Genomic DNA, 16673 nt, shown 5'->3' with positions numbered 1-16673 from the left:
CATCAAATTAGATAAGTAATGATTCTAGAAATGAAAGTTCCTTCTCCGGGGGAGTCTATAACAGAGGTAGAAATAGCAGAATGGTTAGTAGAAGATGGTGATTATGTAGAAAAAGACCAAGCCATTGCTGAAGTAGATTCAGATAAAGCTACTTTAGAATTGCCAGCAGAACAGAGTGGTATTATTACACTAAAAGCTGAGGTTGGAGATGCAGTTGAGGTGGGTGCTGTAGTTTGTTTAATAGATACTAGTGCTGCAAAACCTGAAGGTGGTGAAGTAGTAGCGGAACAGAAGAAAGAAGAAGCACCAAAAGAAGCTCCTAAAAAAGAAGCTCCTGTAGCAAAGGAAAGTTATGCAACAGGAAGCGCGTCTCCAGCGGCTAAGAAAATACTTAGTGAAAAAGGAGTTAGTGCTGCTTCTGTAAAAGGAACAGGAAAAGATGGTAGAGTAACTAAGCAAGATGCGGTTAGTGCAGTTCCATCTATGGGGACTCCGTCTGGAGGTAGTAGAGGAGAAAGTAGATCTAAACTTTCTATGTTGCGCCGTAAAGTTGCAGAGCGTTTAGTTTCCGTTAAAAATGAAACGGCAATGTTAACTACTTTCAACGAAGTAGATATGGGGCCTATCTTTGCGTTGAGAAAACAATACAAAGAAGATTTTAAAAATAAACATGGAGTAGGTTTAGGTTTTATGTCTTTCTTTACTTTAGCAGTAGTACGTGCATTAGAGATGTATCCTTCTGTTAATTCTATGATAGATGGTAAGGAGATGCTTTCTTATGATTTCTGTGATATTAGTATTGCGGTTTCGGGACCAAAAGGATTAATGGTTCCTGTAATTAGAAATGCTGAAAATTTAACTTTTAGAGGAGTAGAGGCAGAGGTTAAGAGATTAGCTATACGTGCAAGAGAAGGAGAAATTACCGTTGATGAAATGACAGGTGGCACCTTTACAATTACAAACGGAGGTGTATTTGGTTCTATGTTATCTACACCAATTATTAACCCACCACAAAGTGCTATTTTAGGAATGCATAATATTGTAGAAAGACCAGTTGTAAAAGACGGAGCAGTAGCAATTGCGCCAATAATGTACGTGGCACTTTCTTATGATCATAGAATTATTGATGGTAAGGAATCTGTAGGTTTCTTAGTAGCAGTAAAAGAAGCATTAGAAAATCCAGAAGAAATACTAATGGATTCTAACGTTAAAAAAGCATTAGAAATGTAGTTTTTTTTACAATTATAACTTATTAAAAAACCTAAAGACTATTTCTTTAGGTTTTTTGTTTTAAGTAAACACATTTTTTACTGTAATCTATTATAGCTTTTGCTTTTTTTAGCACATCTGCACCAATTATACCATCTACAGGTAAACTATTTTGGGAGGCTAAGGCAGTGTTTACATGCTGTAAATCAAATAAAACAAGTTTCAGTTTTTTGGTTTCCCAGCCCTGAATTGTTAAGTTGTTTTTTGTGGAAACTAAGGTTTCCATCTCTGTGGCACCTGCTCCAGCAGCCTTTATTTTAGATTCCTTGGTAGTAAGATTAAAAAAGGTGATTTTGTTAAAGCCCACACATGTGTTAGATGCTCCTGTGTCTAAGATAAAACGACCAGTAGTTCCATTTAATGAGGCTATTATTTCAAAATGATTTGTTGCTGTAAGTACTAGTGGTACTTTAATATAGTTTTTCTTATTTAAAAAACTTTTCAGAGACGCCATAGATTCTTTTTATAAAGATAACGCTATTTTTACAGGATGATTATAACAGATACACACACACATTTATATAGTGAGGCTTTTGATGAGGATCGTACTGAGGTTATTCAAAATGCTATAGATAATGGAATAGAAAGATTTTTTATCCCGGCAATAGATTCAACGTATACAGAGTCTATGTTACAGCTAGAAAAATCTTTTCCAGACAATGTCTTTTTAATGTCTGGATTGCACCCTACACATATTAAGGAAAATTTTAAGGAAGAACTAGAACATGTAGAAGTGCAATTAGAAAAAAGAAACTATTATGCGGTAGGTGAAATTGGTATTGATTTGTATTGGGATAAAACGTTTCTAAAAGAACAGCAAGAAGCTTTTAGGCTGCAAATACAGTTAGCTAAAAAATATAAACTTCCAATAGTTATACATTGTAGAGATGCTTTTGATGAAGTTTTTGAGGTCTTAGAGCTAGAGAAAGGAGAGAACTTATTTGGAATATTTCATTGTTTTACGGGAACATTAGAACAAGCTAAAAAAGCTATTACTTATAATATGAAACTAGGAATAGGGGGTGTGGTTACTTTTAAAAATGGAAAAATAGATACTTTTTTAAATAAGATAGATATAAAATATATTGTATTAGAGACAGATGCTCCTTACTTGGCTCCGGTGCCGTATAGAGGTAAAAGGAACCAAAGTTTGTATGTTTTAAATGTATTAGAAAAAGTAGCTACTATATATGAAAAGACAAAAGAAGAAATTGCGTTACAAACAACATTAAATTCTAAAGAAGTGTTTGGGGTGTAAATGCTTAGATTTAAAAAAGGATATGCCATATATGAGTTTAAAAAATAGCAAAAGTAAAATACTATTAATTTATACCGGCGGTACTATAGGTATGGTTAAAGATTATGAAACCGGAGTATTAAAGGCATTTAATTTTGATGAACTTTTAAGTAAAATACCAGAGCTTAATCAATTAGATTGTACTATAAACACTATTTCTTTTGAGAACCCAATAGATTCATCAAATATGAATATAGAGCATTGGGTAAGTATAGCTACTATGATAGAAGATAATTATGATGCTCACGATGGATTTGTTGTATTGCATGGGAGCGATACTATGAGTTATACTTCTTCTGCACTGAGTTTTTTATTAGAAAACTTAGCAAAACCAGTAATATTTACCGGGTCACAATTGCCAATAGGGGATTTGAGGACTGACGCTAAAGAAAATTTAATTACTTCTATTCAGATTGCGGCACTAAAGGAAAAAGGAAAAGCTGTTGTGCAAGAAGTGGGATTGTATTTTGAATACAAATTATATAGAGCTAATTGTACTACAAAAATTAATGCAGAACATTTTGAGGCCTTTGCATCCTTAAATCACCCTCCGTTAGTTGAATCTGGAGTGCATTTAAAGATTTATGAGGAAAATTTGTTCAAACAAAAAGCTTCTAAAAAATTTTTTGTGCATAAAAAAATGAATAATAATATAGCTGTATTAAAACTTTTTCCAGGTTTAAGTTCTCAAGTTGTAAAATCGGTTATTAAAACATCAGGTTTAAAAGCAATAATTTTAGAAACCTATGGCGCAGGAAATGTTTTTACAGAAGAATGGTTCTTAGAATTGTTAAAAAAAGCAAAAAAAAATAACATATTAATTATTAATATAACGCAGTGTTCTGGAGGTAGTGTAATAATGGGGCAGTACGAAACTAGTAAGGCATTAAAGGATATGCAAGTAATTAGTGGTAAGGATATTACAACGGAAGCGGCTATAGCTAAGGTTATGTATATGTTAGGTAGTGGTGTATCTTTAAAGTCCTTTAAAACTATTTTTGAAACATCCCTTCGAGGAGAAATGCGTTAAAAATAACTTAGAATATTTCTCTAACTAATATTTTTTTTGTTATTTGGCACACCTTTAAGGCTAATCTAGAGAGGTGGCCGAGTGGTCGAAGGCGCACGCCTGGAAAGTGTGTATACCCCAAAAGGGTATCGAGGGTTCGAATCCCTTCCTCTCTGCAGATTTTTTTAATTATAATATAAATTTTAATTATCTTTAACCCTATTAACTAACTAAATTTAAGTTTGAAAAAAATGAAAAGATTATTCTCTACCCTAGCAATGACTGGGTTATTTGTTCTAAGTGCAAATACAGTAAGTGCAAAAACATCAGCAGCAGTTGTAATATTACAAGGAGATGCTGAAGCAGCAAAAAGCTTTACACAAGTATTAAAAGAAATGTTTATCACTGGGGGCGCTGGCTTCATGGGGATAGTACTTTTGTGTTTAATATTAGGTTTAGCAGTTGCAATTGAAAGAATTATTTATTTGAACTTGGCGAGCACAAACTCTTCTAAGTTAAAGCAACAAGTAGAAGATGCTTTAGCTTCAGGTGGTGTTGAGGCTGCAAAGGAAGTTTGTAGAAATACAAAAGGACCTGTTGCTTCTATATATTACCAAGGTTTAGATAGAGCTGGTGAAAGTGTAGAATCTGCAGAGAAAGCTGTTGTAGCTTATGGTGGTGTACAAATGGGTCAGTTAGAAAAGAATGTTTCTTGGTTATCTTTATTTATCGCAATTGCTCCAATGCTTGGTTTCATGGGTACGGTAATTGGTATGATCCAAGCCTTCCAAAAGATTGCAGCTGTAGGTAATTTAAGTGCATCTCTTATTGCAGGAGATATTCAGGTAGCATTATTAACAACAGTATTTGGTCTTATTACGGCTATTATTCTACAAATCTTTTATAACTACATTATCGCTAAGATTGATAGTATAGTAAATGATATGGAAGATTCATCAATCTCTTTGATTGATATGTTGGTAGATCACAAAAAATAAGTCGGACTAAATTCAAGTAATGTCATGCATAAAATATTAAAAATAGTTTTAATAGTAGTGGGTCTTATCGGGGCAGCCTTATGGTTTATGCTTCCAGGTAAAGATGTTCCCGTTGCTGAAGCTGCAGAAAATGGCGCAATGGGCGCAATGTTCTTAATTACATATTTATTGCTAGGTGCAGCAGTTGTATTTAGTTTAATATTTACTATTAAGAATTTATTATCAAACCCTCAAGGTATAAAGAAAGCTCTATTTGTTATAGGTGGATTTTTATTAGTTGTAATTGTTTCTTACGTTTTAGCTAGCGGTACAGATGTAGATGATAAGGCTATGGCTATGAGCGATGAGAGTACTGTAAAGAAAATAGGAATGGGATTAAATATATTTTATATCCTTACTATAATTGCAGTAGGATCTTTGGTAATACCAGCAGTAAAAAAAATGTTTAGTAAATAAAAAAATAATAGAACAACTATGGCAAGAAGAGCGGGAGCACCAGAAGTAAGCGCCGGTTCTATGGCAGACATAGCATTCTTATTGTTAATCTTTTTCTTAGTAACTACTACTATTGAAACAGATGCAGGTTTGGATCGTATGTTACCGCCAATTGAGCCGCCAGAGACCGATGTTGTAATTAAGCAGAAAAATATTTTTCAGGTTAATTTAAACAAAGATGGTCAGTTACTAGCCGATGGAGAGTTAGTACAATTAAATCAGTTAAGAGAAAAAGCAACAGCTTTTTTAGATAATGGAGGAGCAGTTTCAGGTTCACCTGATTATTGTAACTATTGTAAAGGGAAAAGAGATGCAAGTTCATCAGATAGTCCTGCAAAAGCAATTATCTCTGTAAAAAGTGATAGGGAAACCAAGTACGGAACGTATATAACTGTACAAAACGAATTGGTGGGAGCTTATAACGATTTAAGAAATAGAGAAGCGCAGCGTTTGTATAAAAGAGATTTTACAGACATGGAGGCAGAATATCTTAATCCAGAAACGGATGCAAGTGTAAAAGAAGATTTAAAGAAGAGAGTTAAGAGAATACAAGAATTGTTTCCTCAAAAGCTTTCAGAAGCAGAAACTTCTTCTTCATCTAATTAATAAAAGTTAAATAAAACAGTATGTCAAAATTTGCAAAAAAGAAAGATGGTGAAGTGCCTGCGGTATCTACTGCATCCCTTCCAGATATTGTATTTATGCTTTTATTCTTCTTTATGACGGTTACCGTTATGAAAGATAGTTCTGTGAAAGTAGCTAATGAACTTCCACAAGCTAATGAGATTAAGAAATTGGAGAAGAAAGATAGGGTAATTACTATATATGTTGGTGCACCTACAAAAGAGTACACCAAGACATTTGGTACAGAACCTAAAATTCAATTGAATGATAAATTCGCTAATCCAAATGAAGTTGGAGATTATATATTAATGGAGCGTGCTAAGAAATCGCAAGAACTTCAGAATGTATTAACTACTTCTTTAAAAGTGGATAAAGAAGCTAATATGGGTTTAATATCTGATATTAAACTAGAATTAAGAAAAGTAAATGCCCTTAAAGTAAATTATACTACTTACGAAGGAGATGCATTTAAAAATTAAATTAGTTAGTAAAATTTTTCAAACTTTTACAAGCGCTTCAAATTTTGTTTGAAGCGCTTTTTTATTTCTGTAACTTTACCTTATGGTACGGATTTTAATTTCTCTTGTATTTGTTTTTGCTTCTTTATTTGTAAATGCGCAAAAAGAGATAGATTCTACATTTGTGGATTCTAATTTTTTGGAAGACCAATTTTACATTGGTGTTACCTATAACTTTTTGGTTAATAAGGATGATGCAATTAATCAAAGAAATTTATCCTACGGTTTGCAAGGTGGTTTTATAAAAGATATACCATTAAATACATCTAGAAAGTTGGCTTTAGGTATAGGCCTAGGTTATGCTTTAAATAATTACTATTCTAATCTTAGGGCCACCGATACAGGTTCTGGTATAGATTATTCTATATTAAATAATACTGGAGATTATAAACATAATAAAATAGAATCTCATGTAATTGAAATGCCATTAGAGTTTCGTTGGAGAAACGCTACAGGTACTGATTATAAGTTTTGGAGAATTTATGCTGGTCTTAAATTAGGCTATGTACTAAGTACAAGATCTAAGTATATTGGCAACATTGTTAGATCTTCGTTTTATAATAAAGACACTTCAAATTTTCAGTACGGTTTGTCTTTTAGTTTTGGGTATAATACCTTTAATATTCACATGCACTACTCGTTAAGTAATTTGTTTAATGATTCTACTTTTTTAAATGGCGAGCGTATAAATATGAAACCATTAAGAGTGGGTTTAATTTTTTATATTTTATAATTAAGTGTAAAATATAAGTGTTCTGCTTAATTATTGCTATATCATTATAATAATGGAGAAAACTTCACTGAGCCTCTTAAAATGCGTTATAAGCTAGTATAGAGCGCAGAAGTTATTGGTGTTTTGTAATTTGTAGAATAGGAATTTATATTATAACCAAAATTTAATGGTAAGTAGTTGTGAAAATACTCCCACAAAAAAGCCGATTAAAATTTCGGCTTTACTATGTGCTTTTAAATATAACCTTGAAGAAGCAACTAGACCAGTAGCAATTGTAAAAAAACAAAGACCAAGAATTATATTTATTTCAAAATGAACGCTAAGGCTAATTAAATACATTAATAAACTACCCATGCTTATTAAATGCATGCTGCTTTTAAAGTTAAAAAATAGTAAAAGTAAAGAACTAAAATAAGCGCCTATAAGCCCTATAAAGAAATAATATAACTCACTAGTATAGTTGTAGGGTATAACCTTATAGACTATTATAAATAATAATGTAATGTTTATGTATAGGGGGTATTTTCTTTCCTGTAAAGAAGGCATAAATATAGTGTTAACTATGCCTATACTTTTTAGGATAAAATAAGATATAATAGGAATAACAATGGTTAAAATAAAAATTGGCAATATGCTACTGCTTTGTAGCTGTATTGGACTGTATTTAGGGGTTAACAAAAAATAAGAAAGTGTGCCAATTATAGGTGTAAATAATGGATGAAATATATAAGAAATTACTTCTTGAAAATTTTTCATTAAATCTTTTTACGTAATCTTGCTACAGGTATTCCTAGTTGTTCTCTGTATTTAGCAACAGTTCTTCTAGCTATAGGATATCCTTTTTCTTTTAAAATTGCAGCTAACTTATCATCTGTTAATGGTTTTTTCTTAACTTCTTCTTTAATAACAGTTTCTAATATTTTTTTAATTTCTTTTGTAGATACATCTTCTCCTTGCTCATTTTTCATAGATTCGGAAAAGTATTCTTTTATCAATTTTGTACCATATGGGGTATCTACATATTTACTATTTGCAACTCTTGAAACAGTTGAGACATCCATTTGTATTTCATCAGCAATATCTTTTAAAATCATAGGTCTTAAGCTACGCTCATCTCCAGATAAAAAGTATTCTTTTTGGTAATGCATTATGGCATTCATGGTAATAAATAGAGTTTGTTGTCTTTGTCTAATAGCATCAATAAACCATTTCGCTGCATCTAATTTTTGCTTAATAAATAGAACCGTATCTTTTTGTGATTTAGACTTTTCTTTAGAGTCTTTGTAGCCTTGTAACATGTTGTTGTATTCTCTACTTACATGTAATTCAGGAGCATTTCTGCCATTTAAAGTTAATTCTAATTCGCCTTCTACAATTCTAATAGAAAAATCTGGCACTACATGTTCTACAAGTCTGTTATTTCCTGCAAAAGAACCTCCTGGTTTTGGATTTAGTTTCTCTATTTCAGAAATAGCATCTTTTAGTTGTTCTTCTGTTATATTATGTTTTTGAATAAGTTTCTTGTAGTGCTTTTTTGTAAATTGGTCAAAGGATTTTTCAAGAATGGTTATTGCTAGTTCTATGTTTAATGTTGCTTCTTTTCTTTTTAGTTGTATAACTAAACATTCTTCTAAGGATCTAGCGGCAACACCTGGTGGGTCTAATTCTTGAACAATTTTAAATACTTTTTCAATTTTATCTTCATCCGTATATATATTCTGGGTAAAAGCTAAATCATCTAAAATATCGGCAACAGGTCTTCTTATATAGCCACTTTCATCGACGCTGCCAACTAGAAATTCGGCAATAGACCATTCTTCATCAGTTAAATTAACCGTGTTTAGTTGGTTTATTAAATATTGATTAAAAGTGGTTCCTGCAGCATATGGAATACTTTTTTCGTCCTCATCTGCACTGTAGTTATTTGCTTTTGTGCGGTAATCAGGAGTCTCATCATCACTTAAGTAATCGTCAATATTTATATCTTCCGCAGCTATAGTTTCGCTATCTGTTTCTTCATAAATATCGTCATAATCCTCTTCATTATTTTCGCTATCTTCTTTACCTTTTTCTAACGCAGGATTTTCTTCTAATTCTCTTTTTAGTCTTTGTTCAAAAGCTTGTGTAGGTAGTTGTATTAACTTCATCAGCTGTATTTGCTGTGGAGATAACTTTTGAGATAATTTAAACTGTAAATGTTGTTTAAGCATAGATTTACCTTGTACTACCTACTAAATTAGTGAAATTGAATTAAAATTCAGCATTTTGTGGGGTTCTTGGAAAAGGAATAACGTCTCTAATATTACCCATTCCTGTAGCAAAAAGGACTAAACGCTCAAAGCCTAATCCAAATCCGCTATGAACAGCACTTCCAAATTTTCTTAAATCTAAATACCACCAAAGTTCTTTTTCATCAATTCCTAAAGCAGCTATTTTTTCTTTTAAGACATCTAAACGTTCTTCTCTTTGAGAACCACCAACTATTTCTCCAATACCAGGGAAAAGAATGTCCATAGCTCTTACTGTTTTACCGTCTTCATTTAAACGCATGTAAAATGCTTTAATATCTGCTGGATAATCAAATAAAATTACTGGACATTTAAAGTGTTTTTCAACTAAATAACGTTCATGTTCACTTTGTAAATCTGCTCCCCAACCTTCTATTGGATAGTTAAATTTTTTCTTTTTATTTGGTTTGCTATTTCTTAAAATGTCTATTGCTTCGGTATAGCTAACTCTTTTGAAATTGTTATCGGCAACAAATTTTAATTTTTCTATAAGAGGCATTTCACTACGTTCTGCTTGCGGCTTAGTTTTTTCTTCATCTAGTAACCTCTTTTCTAAGAAAGCTAAATCTTCTGCACAATTTTCTAATATGTAGTTAATCACGTCTTTAATAAAATCTTCCGCTAAATCCATATTAGCATCTAAATCATTAAAAGCAACTTCGGGTTCTATCATCCAAAACTCAGCTAAATGCCTAGATGTATTAGAGTTTTCTGCTCTAAAAGTAGGGCCAAAGGTGTAAACTTTCCCTAATGCCATTGCGTAAGCTTCGGCTTCTAGTTGTCCAGATACTGTTAAGTTGGTTTCCTTACCAAAGAAATCTTCTTTATGATTAATTTCTCCTTCTTCTGTTAAGGGCGGATTTTTTTGATCTAGTGTTGTTACTCTAAACATTTCTCCTGCGCCTTCTGCATCTGAACCAGTAATAATTGGGGCGTGAAAATAATTAAAATCATTTTGTCTAAAATAATTATGAATTGCAAAAGATAATGCGGAACGCACACGCATTACAGCAGCAAAAGTATTGGTACGAATACGTAAATGAGCTTTTTCTCTTAGAAACTCAAGAGAGTGTTTTTTTGGTTGTATAGGATATGTTTCTGGGTCTGCAATACCATGAACATATATACTTTTAGTTTGTATCTCTACGCTCTGACCGCGACCTTGGCTTTCTACTAAAGTTCCAGTTATTTTTAAAGCAGCACCAGTTGCTATTTGTTTTAAAAGGGAGTCATCAAATTCTTCAAAGTCTACTACACACTGTATATTGTTAATAGTAGATCCATCATTTAAAGCAATAAAACGATTACTTCTAAATGTTTTTACCCATCCATTAATAGTTACTTCTTGTAATAATAAGTTGCCAGATAAGAGTTCTTTTACGCTAGTAGATTTCATATTAAAATGCATCAAAATTTAAAAAGTCAAAGATATGCTTTTTAATAAAAAATTGATGTTTCTAACAGGTATAAATAGGATTAGTTTCTATCTTCTTCTTTAGGTAAAATATCTATCTGAGGCTTTTTTAATACTTGTTTGTTAGCTATGCTTCTTTCTAAGGAAAGCAGTAGAGAGGGGAGTAGGATTAAATTGGCAAGCATTGCAAAAAGTAAAGTTGCAGAAACTAAAGCCCCTAGAGCTACCGTGCCACCAAAATTTGATATAATAAAAACCGAAAAACCAAAGAATAAAACAATAGAGGTGTAAAACATGCTAACTCCTGTTTCTTTTAACGCAGCATATACAGATTTTTTTATTCTCCAGCGGTTTGCTATTAGTTCTTGCCTATATTTTGCTAAAAAGTGTATTGTATCATCTACCGATATGCCAAAAGCAATACTAAACACTAAAATTGTAGATGGTTTTATGGGTACTCCAGCAAACCCCATAACACCAGCAGTTACAACTAGCGGTAAAAGATTAGGTATTAGAGAAATAACTATCATTCTAAAGGAACGAAATAAGTACGCCATAAATAATGCAATTAATAAAATTGCAAGTGCCAACGATAGGATTAAGTTTTTTACAAGATACTTAGTGCCTTTTAAAAAGATTAAAGCACTACCAGTCATATATACTGTAAACCTTTCATTTGGGAATATTTTAGCAATATTTTCATTTAATTTTGCTTCAATTTCTTCCATTCTGCTTGTTTTTACATCTTTCATAAAAGTTGTAATCCTTGCAGTTTGCCCAGTACTGTCTACAAAACTTTTTAGCATGTTGCCATTATCTGCAGATTTACGAGCAACATCCATGATAAAATTATTCTCTTGCGTAGTTGGTAATTGGTAATATTTTGGAATACCATTATAAAATGCCTGTTTAGAGTATTTTACTAAGTTTACAACAGAAACAGGTTTAGAGAGTTCTGGAATTTCTTCAATAATGCTACTCAACCTGTCTATTCTTTTTAATGTTGCAGGTTTTAAAACACCTTTAGGGCGTTTGGTATCTACAACAATTTCTACAGGCATTATACCATCAAACTCTTTTTCAAAGAAACGAATATCTTTAAAAAATTGTTCTTTTTTTGGCATATCTTCGATTGGGCTTCCAGAAATATCAATCTGGTAAATCCCTATAATACTAACTACTAGTAAAACTATAGAAGTAATATAAACTGTAATTCTTTTGTGTCTAACAATACGTTCTGTCCAATTTACAAAAGCATCAATCCATCGTTTATTTAAATGTTTTAAATGTTTTGTTTTAGGTAAAGACATAAAACTATAAATAATAGGAATTATAAGTAGTGATAAAATAAAAATCCCAATAATATTTATAGAAGCTACAATACCAAATTCTTTTAAAAGCTTACTATCTGTAATAATAAAAGTAGCAAAGCCAGAAGCAGTGGTAATGTTTGTCATTAATGTAGCATTACCAATTTTAGAAATTACACGCTGTAAAGAAAGAGCTTGGTTACCATGTTTTTTTACTTCTTGTTGGTATTTGTTTATTAAGAAGATGCAATTTGGAATACCTATTACAATAATTAGTGGCGGTATTAGAGCTGTAAGTACTGTAATCTCATACTGTAAAAGACCTAAGATTCCAAAAGCCCACATAACACCAATTATAACTACACACATAGAGATAAATGTTGCTCTAACGCTCCTAAAAAAGAAAAAGAAAATTAAAGAGGTTACTCCTAAAGCAGCTAATATAAACTTCCCAATTTCATCAATAATGTTTTGGGAGTTCATGGTGCGTATATATGGCATCCCTGATATACGAACATCTAAACCTGTTTCTTCTTCAAAATTATCTATAAGATGTGTCATATCTTTTAAGATAAAATCTTTTCTTACCGAGGTGTTAACAATGTCTTTGTCTAAGTACATTACGGTACGTAGCGTACCGCTTTTTTTGTTGAATAATAAATTTTCGTAAAATGGTAAATTATTAAATAAATGATTTTTAATGCTATCTACTGCTGCTTGTATTTTGGGAGCCTTTTTTAATAATGGTTCCATAACAAACTGCATTTTGGTGGTGTCTTTTTTTAGTTCTTGTAAGTTATCTGTAGATAAAACAAAATCTACTTCTGGAAAAGCACCTAATTGTTTGCTAAGTTTGTTCCAACGATTAAAATTATCTGTAGTAAAAAAAGTACTGTCTTTTATTGCAAATACAACAGCATTACCTTCTTCACCAAATTGTTTTAAAAAAGAATTATATTCTAAATTAACGGGGTGGTCATCTGGTAATAAATTTGCTTGGGAACTGGAAAAGCGCATATTTTTCCATTGTAAGCCCATAAAAACAGTGAAAGCTACTATTAGTAGTAAAATTAAAATTCTATTTCTAAGGATTATATTTGCGGTTTTAGCCCAAAATCCTTTTGTAAGTTTAGCTACCATTAATTAACGCTTGTTTTTGTAAAAGCAATTGTAAAATTGCAAAGGCAAAGGTAAAAAATGATACCTTGTGTTCCTAAAATTACCTAGTTAGAATAGTCTTATAAGTACAAAAGCGACCATTATAGTCGCTTTTGTAAGAAAAATTTGTAGATAGATTATACTTTCATGATTTCAGCTTCTTTTAATACAAGAAAAGCATCAATCTTTTTGGTGTATGTATCTGTTAATTCTTGTATGTCTGCTTCTGTGTTTTTCTTCACGTCTTCAGAGGCATCTTCTAAATTTTTTACTTCTTTGTTGCCATCTTGTCTTGCAGAACGAATACTAACTTTTGCATCTTCAGCTTCCCCTTTTGCTTGTTTAGCTAAATCTCTTCTTCTTTCTTCAGTTAACGGTGGAACGTTAATGATAATGCTTTCCCCATTATTCATAGGATTAAATCCAAGATTTGCAATCATAATTGCTTTTTCTATTTCTTGAAGCATATTTTTTTCCCAAGGCTGTACTGTAAGAGTTCTTGCATCTGGAGTGTTTACATTTGCAACTTGAGATAACGGTGTTTGTGATCCATAATAATCTACCATTACACTAGATAGCATTGCAGGAGTTGCTTTTCCAGCGCGGATTTTTAAAAATGCTTTTTCTAAATGTAATAAAGCAGATTCCATACTTTCTTTAGTGGCATCTAGTATAAATTGTATTTCTTCGTTCATTAGTTAATTTTTAATATATCTAACATTAATAGAGTAAAGATTATAGATTTACTACCGTTCCTATATTTTCTCCATTTACAAGTTTTATTAAATTACCTTTTGTGTTCATATCAAAAACAACAATAGGTAATTCATTTTCTTGACTTAAAGTAAAAGCAGTAGTATCCATTACTTTTAGGCCTTTATTTAATACTTCCTTAAAAGAAATAGTGTCAAATTTGGTAGCAGTTTTGTCTTTTTCAGGATCAGAGGTATAAATACCATCTACACGAGTACCTTTTAAAATTACATCCGCTTCAATTTCAATTGCTCTAAGTACTGCAGCAGAATCTGTTGTAAAATAAGGATTTCCTGTTCCGCCACCAAAAATAACAACACGGCCTTTTTCTAAATGGCGCATTGCTTTTCTTCTAATGAATGGCTCGGCAACTTCATTTATTTTAATAGCAGTTTGTAATCTTGTTTGTACATCTTTTAATTCTAGTGCACTTTGTAAAGCTAGTCCATTTATTACAGTAGCTAACATACCCATATGGTCTCCTTGTACACGATCCATTCCTGTGGCAGCACCAGCTACTCCTCTAAATATATTACCGCCGCCAATTACTATAGCAACTTCAATACCTTTAGCTACAACTTCTTTAATTTCTTCGGCATACTCCGCTAATCTTATTGGATCTATTCCGTATTGCTTTTCTCCCATTAGTGCTTCTCCACTAAGTTTTAAAAGTATTCTTTTGTATTGCATGTTATATAATTAGTTGTCGCAAAAATAATCAAAAATATTTATCCTTATAGTATTGTTTTTGGGATATGATTGCCTTAATTATTTCTAAATACATCTGGAATACTCTATTAAATTTTATATCCTTGCATTTAAGAAAATAATATAGCCTTAAGGTTACTTTAATTTAAAATTAAAAAGCATAATGAGAAAAATAATTTTTGTATTAATATTGGGGATGTTGTTATATGGTTGTGGTGCAACAAAAAATGTAGGCACGGTTACTAATTCTACTATAATAACGCACATAGATATTTTAAATGTTGTAGATGATAAAGTTTTAGTTACAATCAACCCTGGAGTAATAAATACAGATACGACAACATTTTTAATTCCCAAAACAATTCCTGGGACGTATAGTATAGATGATTATGGTAAATATATTGATGGTTTTAAGGCGATAGATTATGAAGGGAATCAATTATCATTTACACATAATGATGTTAATTCTTGGGTAATATCTGACGCAAAAAAATTAGATAAAATTATGTATTATGTAAATGATACATACGATACGGAAGCACAAGTATCTGATGCCGTTTTTTCTCCTGCAGGAACAAATATTTTGAAAAACCATAATTTTGTGCTTAATCTTCATGGTTTTGTTGGTTATTTTCAGAATTTTAAAGAGGTGCCTTATGAATTGCATATAACAAAACCTAAATCTCTTTTTTCTACGACATCACTAAAGGTTAAGAGTAATAAAACTTTACAATTAGAGAAAGATGTTTTTACTGCTAATAGGTATTTTGATGTTATTGATAATCCAATATTATATGCTAAGGCAAATACCGAAAGTTTTCAGATTAATGATATTACGGTAACTTTAAGTGTATACTCTCCTAATAACGTGTATACTGCTGCTAGTTTAAAAGAGCGTATGGAGAAAATGATGACAGCTCAAAAAGCATTTCTAGGAGATATAGATGGAACAAAAGAATATAACATTCTTTTGTATTTATCTAAAATGGATAATGCAGATGCTAGTGGTTTTGGTGCTTTAGAACACCATACTTCAACGGTGGTTGTTTTGCCAGAAGCTATGCCTAGAGAAAGATTAGAACAGGCAATGGTAGATGTTGTTTCTCATGAGTTTTTTCATATAGTAACGCCATTAAATGTGCACTCTAAAGAAGTGCAGTATTTTGATTTTAATGATCCAAAAATGTCACAGCATTTATGGATGTATGAGGGAACAACTGAATATTTTGCTAACCTATTTCAAATTCAACAAGGCTTAATTTCTGAAGATGAATTTTATAAAAGAATAATGGATAAAGTGGCTAACTCTAAAAGCTATGATGATGCTATGTCTTTTACTACAATGAGTAAAAATATACTAAAAGAACCTTATGAGAAAAACTATGCTAATGTATATGAAAAAGGAGCTTTAATAAATATGGCTCTAGATATTACATTACGTGAATTAAGTAATGGGGAAAAAGGAATTTTATGGTTAATGAAAGAACTTTCTAAAAAATATGATGTTTCTACTCCTTTTGAGGATGATAAATTAATTACTGAAATTGTAAAGATGACGTATCCAGAATTACAAACATTTTTTGATACCCATGTTATAGGAAGTACACCAATAGATTATGCTACTTATTTTGCTAAAGTAGGTTTAGGGAATGTAACAGAGCAACAGCAAACTGGATATTTTTTAGCAGGAGAAATACCGTTTATAGATGTAGACCAAGAAAATAATAATGCCGTTTTTGTAAGAGAAGGTATAGAATTGAGTACTTTTTATACAGATTTAGGTGTACAAGGAGGAGATGTTATAAAAAGTATTAATGGCACTCCAATTAATTTAGCAGCAATAAGACCTATAATAGGAGAGAGCTTTGGTTGGACTCCAGAAACCCTAATTAAGATGGTTGTGGTTCGTAATGGTAAAGAAGTTGTTATTGAAGGAAAAGTTGGTAGTCCAATTTTGAATGTAACTAAACTATCTAGTATGGATTCTGTGTCAGAAAAGAGTTTAAATCTTAGAAACGCTTGGTTAAAAAATTAATCGGTTGCTAAAAATTAAATATGCTGCTTCATAAAAGCAGCATATTTTTTTACATAAAAAAACC

16 protein-coding genes and 1 tRNA gene are annotated in these 16673 nt (G+C 31.5%); 10 read left to right on the top strand and 7 right to left on the bottom strand.

The window, feature by feature from the left end; translation table 11 throughout:
- The first annotated feature begins 18 nt into the window (after nucleotides 1-18).
- On the top strand, nucleotides 19-1230 hold the full coding sequence (gene odhB, locus Q0945_RS05480; protein ID WP_299431680.1) for a 2-oxoglutarate dehydrogenase complex dihydrolipoyllysine-residue succinyltransferase: 1212 nt from the start codon (nucleotides 19-21) through the stop codon (nucleotides 1228-1230).
- A gap of 46 nt (nucleotides 1231-1276) precedes the next feature.
- On the opposite strand, the gene Q0945_RS05475 is transcribed toward odhB, so the two are convergent.
- Complete coding sequence (locus Q0945_RS05475) at nucleotides 1277-1723, bottom strand: retropepsin-like aspartic protease (protein WP_299431677.1); 447 nt, start codon at nucleotides 1721-1723, stop codon at nucleotides 1277-1279.
- Between the two features lie 36 nt (nucleotides 1724-1759).
- Here Q0945_RS05475 and Q0945_RS05470 point away from each other — a divergent pair, with 36 nt between their 5' ends.
- From Q0945_RS05470 to Q0945_RS05435, 8 genes are all read left to right on the top strand, one after another.
- The gene (locus Q0945_RS05470; protein ID WP_299431674.1) at nucleotides 1760-2527 is read left to right on the top strand and encodes a TatD family hydrolase; all 768 of its coding nucleotides are present in this window, start codon (nucleotides 1760-1762) and stop codon (nucleotides 2525-2527) included.
- A gap of 31 nt (nucleotides 2528-2558) precedes the next feature.
- A complete protein-coding gene (locus Q0945_RS05465) occupies nucleotides 2559-3596 on the top strand; it encodes an asparaginase (protein ID WP_299431671.1) in 1038 nt (345 codons plus the stop codon).
- A 67-nt stretch (nucleotides 3597-3663) separates the two neighbouring features.
- Nucleotides 3664-3751: transfer RNA gene (locus Q0945_RS05460), tRNA-Ser, on the top strand.
- Between the two features lie 75 nt (nucleotides 3752-3826).
- Nucleotides 3827-4573 (top strand): MotA/TolQ/ExbB proton channel family protein, encoded by a 747-nt coding sequence (locus Q0945_RS05455; protein ID WP_121063147.1) that lies wholly within the window; start codon nucleotides 3827-3829, stop codon nucleotides 4571-4573.
- Between the two features lie 24 nt (nucleotides 4574-4597).
- The gene (locus Q0945_RS05450) at nucleotides 4598-5029 is read left to right on the top strand and encodes a hypothetical protein (protein ID WP_299431667.1); all 432 of its coding nucleotides are present in this window, start codon (nucleotides 4598-4600) and stop codon (nucleotides 5027-5029) included.
- A gap of 18 nt (nucleotides 5030-5047) precedes the next feature.
- On the top strand, nucleotides 5048-5674 hold the full coding sequence (locus tag Q0945_RS05445; protein ID WP_299431664.1) for a biopolymer transporter ExbD: 627 nt from the start codon (nucleotides 5048-5050) through the stop codon (nucleotides 5672-5674).
- Between the two features lie 20 nt (nucleotides 5675-5694).
- Complete coding sequence (locus Q0945_RS05440) at nucleotides 5695-6171, top strand: biopolymer transporter ExbD (RefSeq protein WP_299431661.1); 477 nt, start codon at nucleotides 5695-5697, stop codon at nucleotides 6169-6171.
- Nucleotides 6172-6253: 82 nt separating this feature from the next.
- Nucleotides 6254-6943, top strand: coding sequence for a porin family protein (locus Q0945_RS05435; RefSeq protein WP_299431658.1), 690 nt, complete (start codon nucleotides 6254-6256; stop codon nucleotides 6941-6943).
- A 150-nt stretch (nucleotides 6944-7093) separates the two neighbouring features.
- Here the strand turns inward: Q0945_RS05435 and Q0945_RS05430 are convergent, their stop codons facing one another.
- The 6 genes from Q0945_RS05430 to pyrH form a co-directional block, all read right to left on the bottom strand.
- Complete coding sequence (locus tag Q0945_RS05430) at nucleotides 7094-7699, bottom strand: hypothetical protein (RefSeq protein ID WP_299431655.1); 606 nt, start codon at nucleotides 7697-7699, stop codon at nucleotides 7094-7096.
- A complete protein-coding gene (gene rpoN, locus Q0945_RS05425; protein WP_299431652.1) occupies nucleotides 7699-9153 on the bottom strand; it encodes an RNA polymerase factor sigma-54 in 1455 nt (484 codons plus the stop codon). Before rpoN ends, Q0945_RS05430 begins: the two co-directional genes overlap by 1 nt.
- A 40-nt stretch (nucleotides 9154-9193) precedes the next feature.
- Nucleotides 9194-10627 (bottom strand): asparagine--tRNA ligase, encoded by a 1434-nt coding sequence (gene asnS, locus Q0945_RS05420; RefSeq protein WP_299431649.1) that lies wholly within the window; start codon nucleotides 10625-10627, stop codon nucleotides 9194-9196.
- A gap of 80 nt (nucleotides 10628-10707) precedes the next feature.
- The gene (locus tag Q0945_RS05415; protein WP_299431646.1) at nucleotides 10708-13095 is read right to left on the bottom strand and encodes an MMPL family transporter; all 2388 of its coding nucleotides are present in this window, start codon (nucleotides 13093-13095) and stop codon (nucleotides 10708-10710) included.
- A gap of 155 nt (nucleotides 13096-13250) precedes the next feature.
- Complete coding sequence (frr, locus tag Q0945_RS05410; protein WP_121063132.1) at nucleotides 13251-13808, bottom strand: ribosome recycling factor; 558 nt, start codon at nucleotides 13806-13808, stop codon at nucleotides 13251-13253.
- 40 nt (nucleotides 13809-13848) lie between these two features.
- On the bottom strand, nucleotides 13849-14556 hold the full coding sequence (gene pyrH / locus Q0945_RS05405; RefSeq protein ID WP_298484349.1) for a UMP kinase: 708 nt from the start codon (nucleotides 14554-14556) through the stop codon (nucleotides 13849-13851).
- Nucleotides 14557-14737: 181 nt separating this feature from the next.
- On the opposite strand from pyrH, the gene Q0945_RS05400 reads away from it, so the two are divergent.
- Complete coding sequence (locus Q0945_RS05400) at nucleotides 14738-16609, top strand: peptidase M61 (protein ID WP_299431641.1); 1872 nt, start codon at nucleotides 14738-14740, stop codon at nucleotides 16607-16609.
- Nucleotides 16610-16673 lie beyond the last annotated feature (64 nt).

The sequence above is a fragment of the uncultured Maribacter sp. genome (assembly GCF_947500405.1).
Classification (GTDB): domain Bacteria; phylum Bacteroidota; class Bacteroidia; order Flavobacteriales; family Flavobacteriaceae; genus Maribacter_B.
This window is presented reverse-complemented; position numbering and strand designations above follow the sequence as displayed.

Excerpts from the sequence above, each read along its gene's own strand:
- odhB (WP_299431680.1), top strand. The coding sequence starts at position 19 with ATGATTCTAGAAATGAAAGTTCCTTCTCCGGGGGAGTCTATAACAGAG.
- Q0945_RS05475 (WP_299431677.1), bottom strand. The coding sequence starts at position 1,723 with ATGGCGTCTCTGAAAAGTTTTTTAAATAAGAAAAACTATATTAAAGTA.
- Q0945_RS05470 (WP_299431674.1), top strand. The coding sequence starts at position 1,760 with ATGATTATAACAGATACACACACACATTTATATAGTGAGGCTTTTGAT.
- Q0945_RS05465 (WP_299431671.1), top strand. The coding sequence starts at position 2,559 with ATGAGTTTAAAAAATAGCAAAAGTAAAATACTATTAATTTATACCGGC.
- Q0945_RS05455 (WP_121063147.1), top strand. The coding sequence starts at position 3,827 with ATGAAAAGATTATTCTCTACCCTAGCAATGACTGGGTTATTTGTTCTA.
- Q0945_RS05450 (WP_299431667.1), top strand. The coding sequence starts at position 4,598 with ATGCATAAAATATTAAAAATAGTTTTAATAGTAGTGGGTCTTATCGGG.
- Q0945_RS05445 (WP_299431664.1), top strand. The coding sequence starts at position 5,048 with ATGGCAAGAAGAGCGGGAGCACCAGAAGTAAGCGCCGGTTCTATGGCA.
- Q0945_RS05440 (WP_299431661.1), top strand. The coding sequence starts at position 5,695 with ATGTCAAAATTTGCAAAAAAGAAAGATGGTGAAGTGCCTGCGGTATCT.
- Q0945_RS05435 (WP_299431658.1), top strand. The coding sequence starts at position 6,254 with ATGGTACGGATTTTAATTTCTCTTGTATTTGTTTTTGCTTCTTTATTT.
- Q0945_RS05430 (WP_299431655.1), bottom strand. The coding sequence starts at position 7,699 with ATGAAAAATTTTCAAGAAGTAATTTCTTATATATTTCATCCATTATTT.
- rpoN (WP_299431652.1), bottom strand. The coding sequence starts at position 9,153 with ATGCTTAAACAACATTTACAGTTTAAATTATCTCAAAAGTTATCTCCA.
- asnS (WP_299431649.1), bottom strand. The coding sequence starts at position 10,627 with ATGAAATCTACTAGCGTAAAAGAACTCTTATCTGGCAACTTATTATTA.
- Q0945_RS05415 (WP_299431646.1), bottom strand. The coding sequence starts at position 13,095 with ATGGTAGCTAAACTTACAAAAGGATTTTGGGCTAAAACCGCAAATATA.
- frr (WP_121063132.1), bottom strand. The coding sequence starts at position 13,808 with ATGAACGAAGAAATACAATTTATACTAGATGCCACTAAAGAAAGTATG.
- pyrH (WP_298484349.1), bottom strand. The coding sequence starts at position 14,556 with ATGCAATACAAAAGAATACTTTTAAAACTTAGTGGAGAAGCACTAATG.
- Q0945_RS05400 (WP_299431641.1), top strand. The coding sequence starts at position 14,738 with ATGAGAAAAATAATTTTTGTATTAATATTGGGGATGTTGTTATATGGT.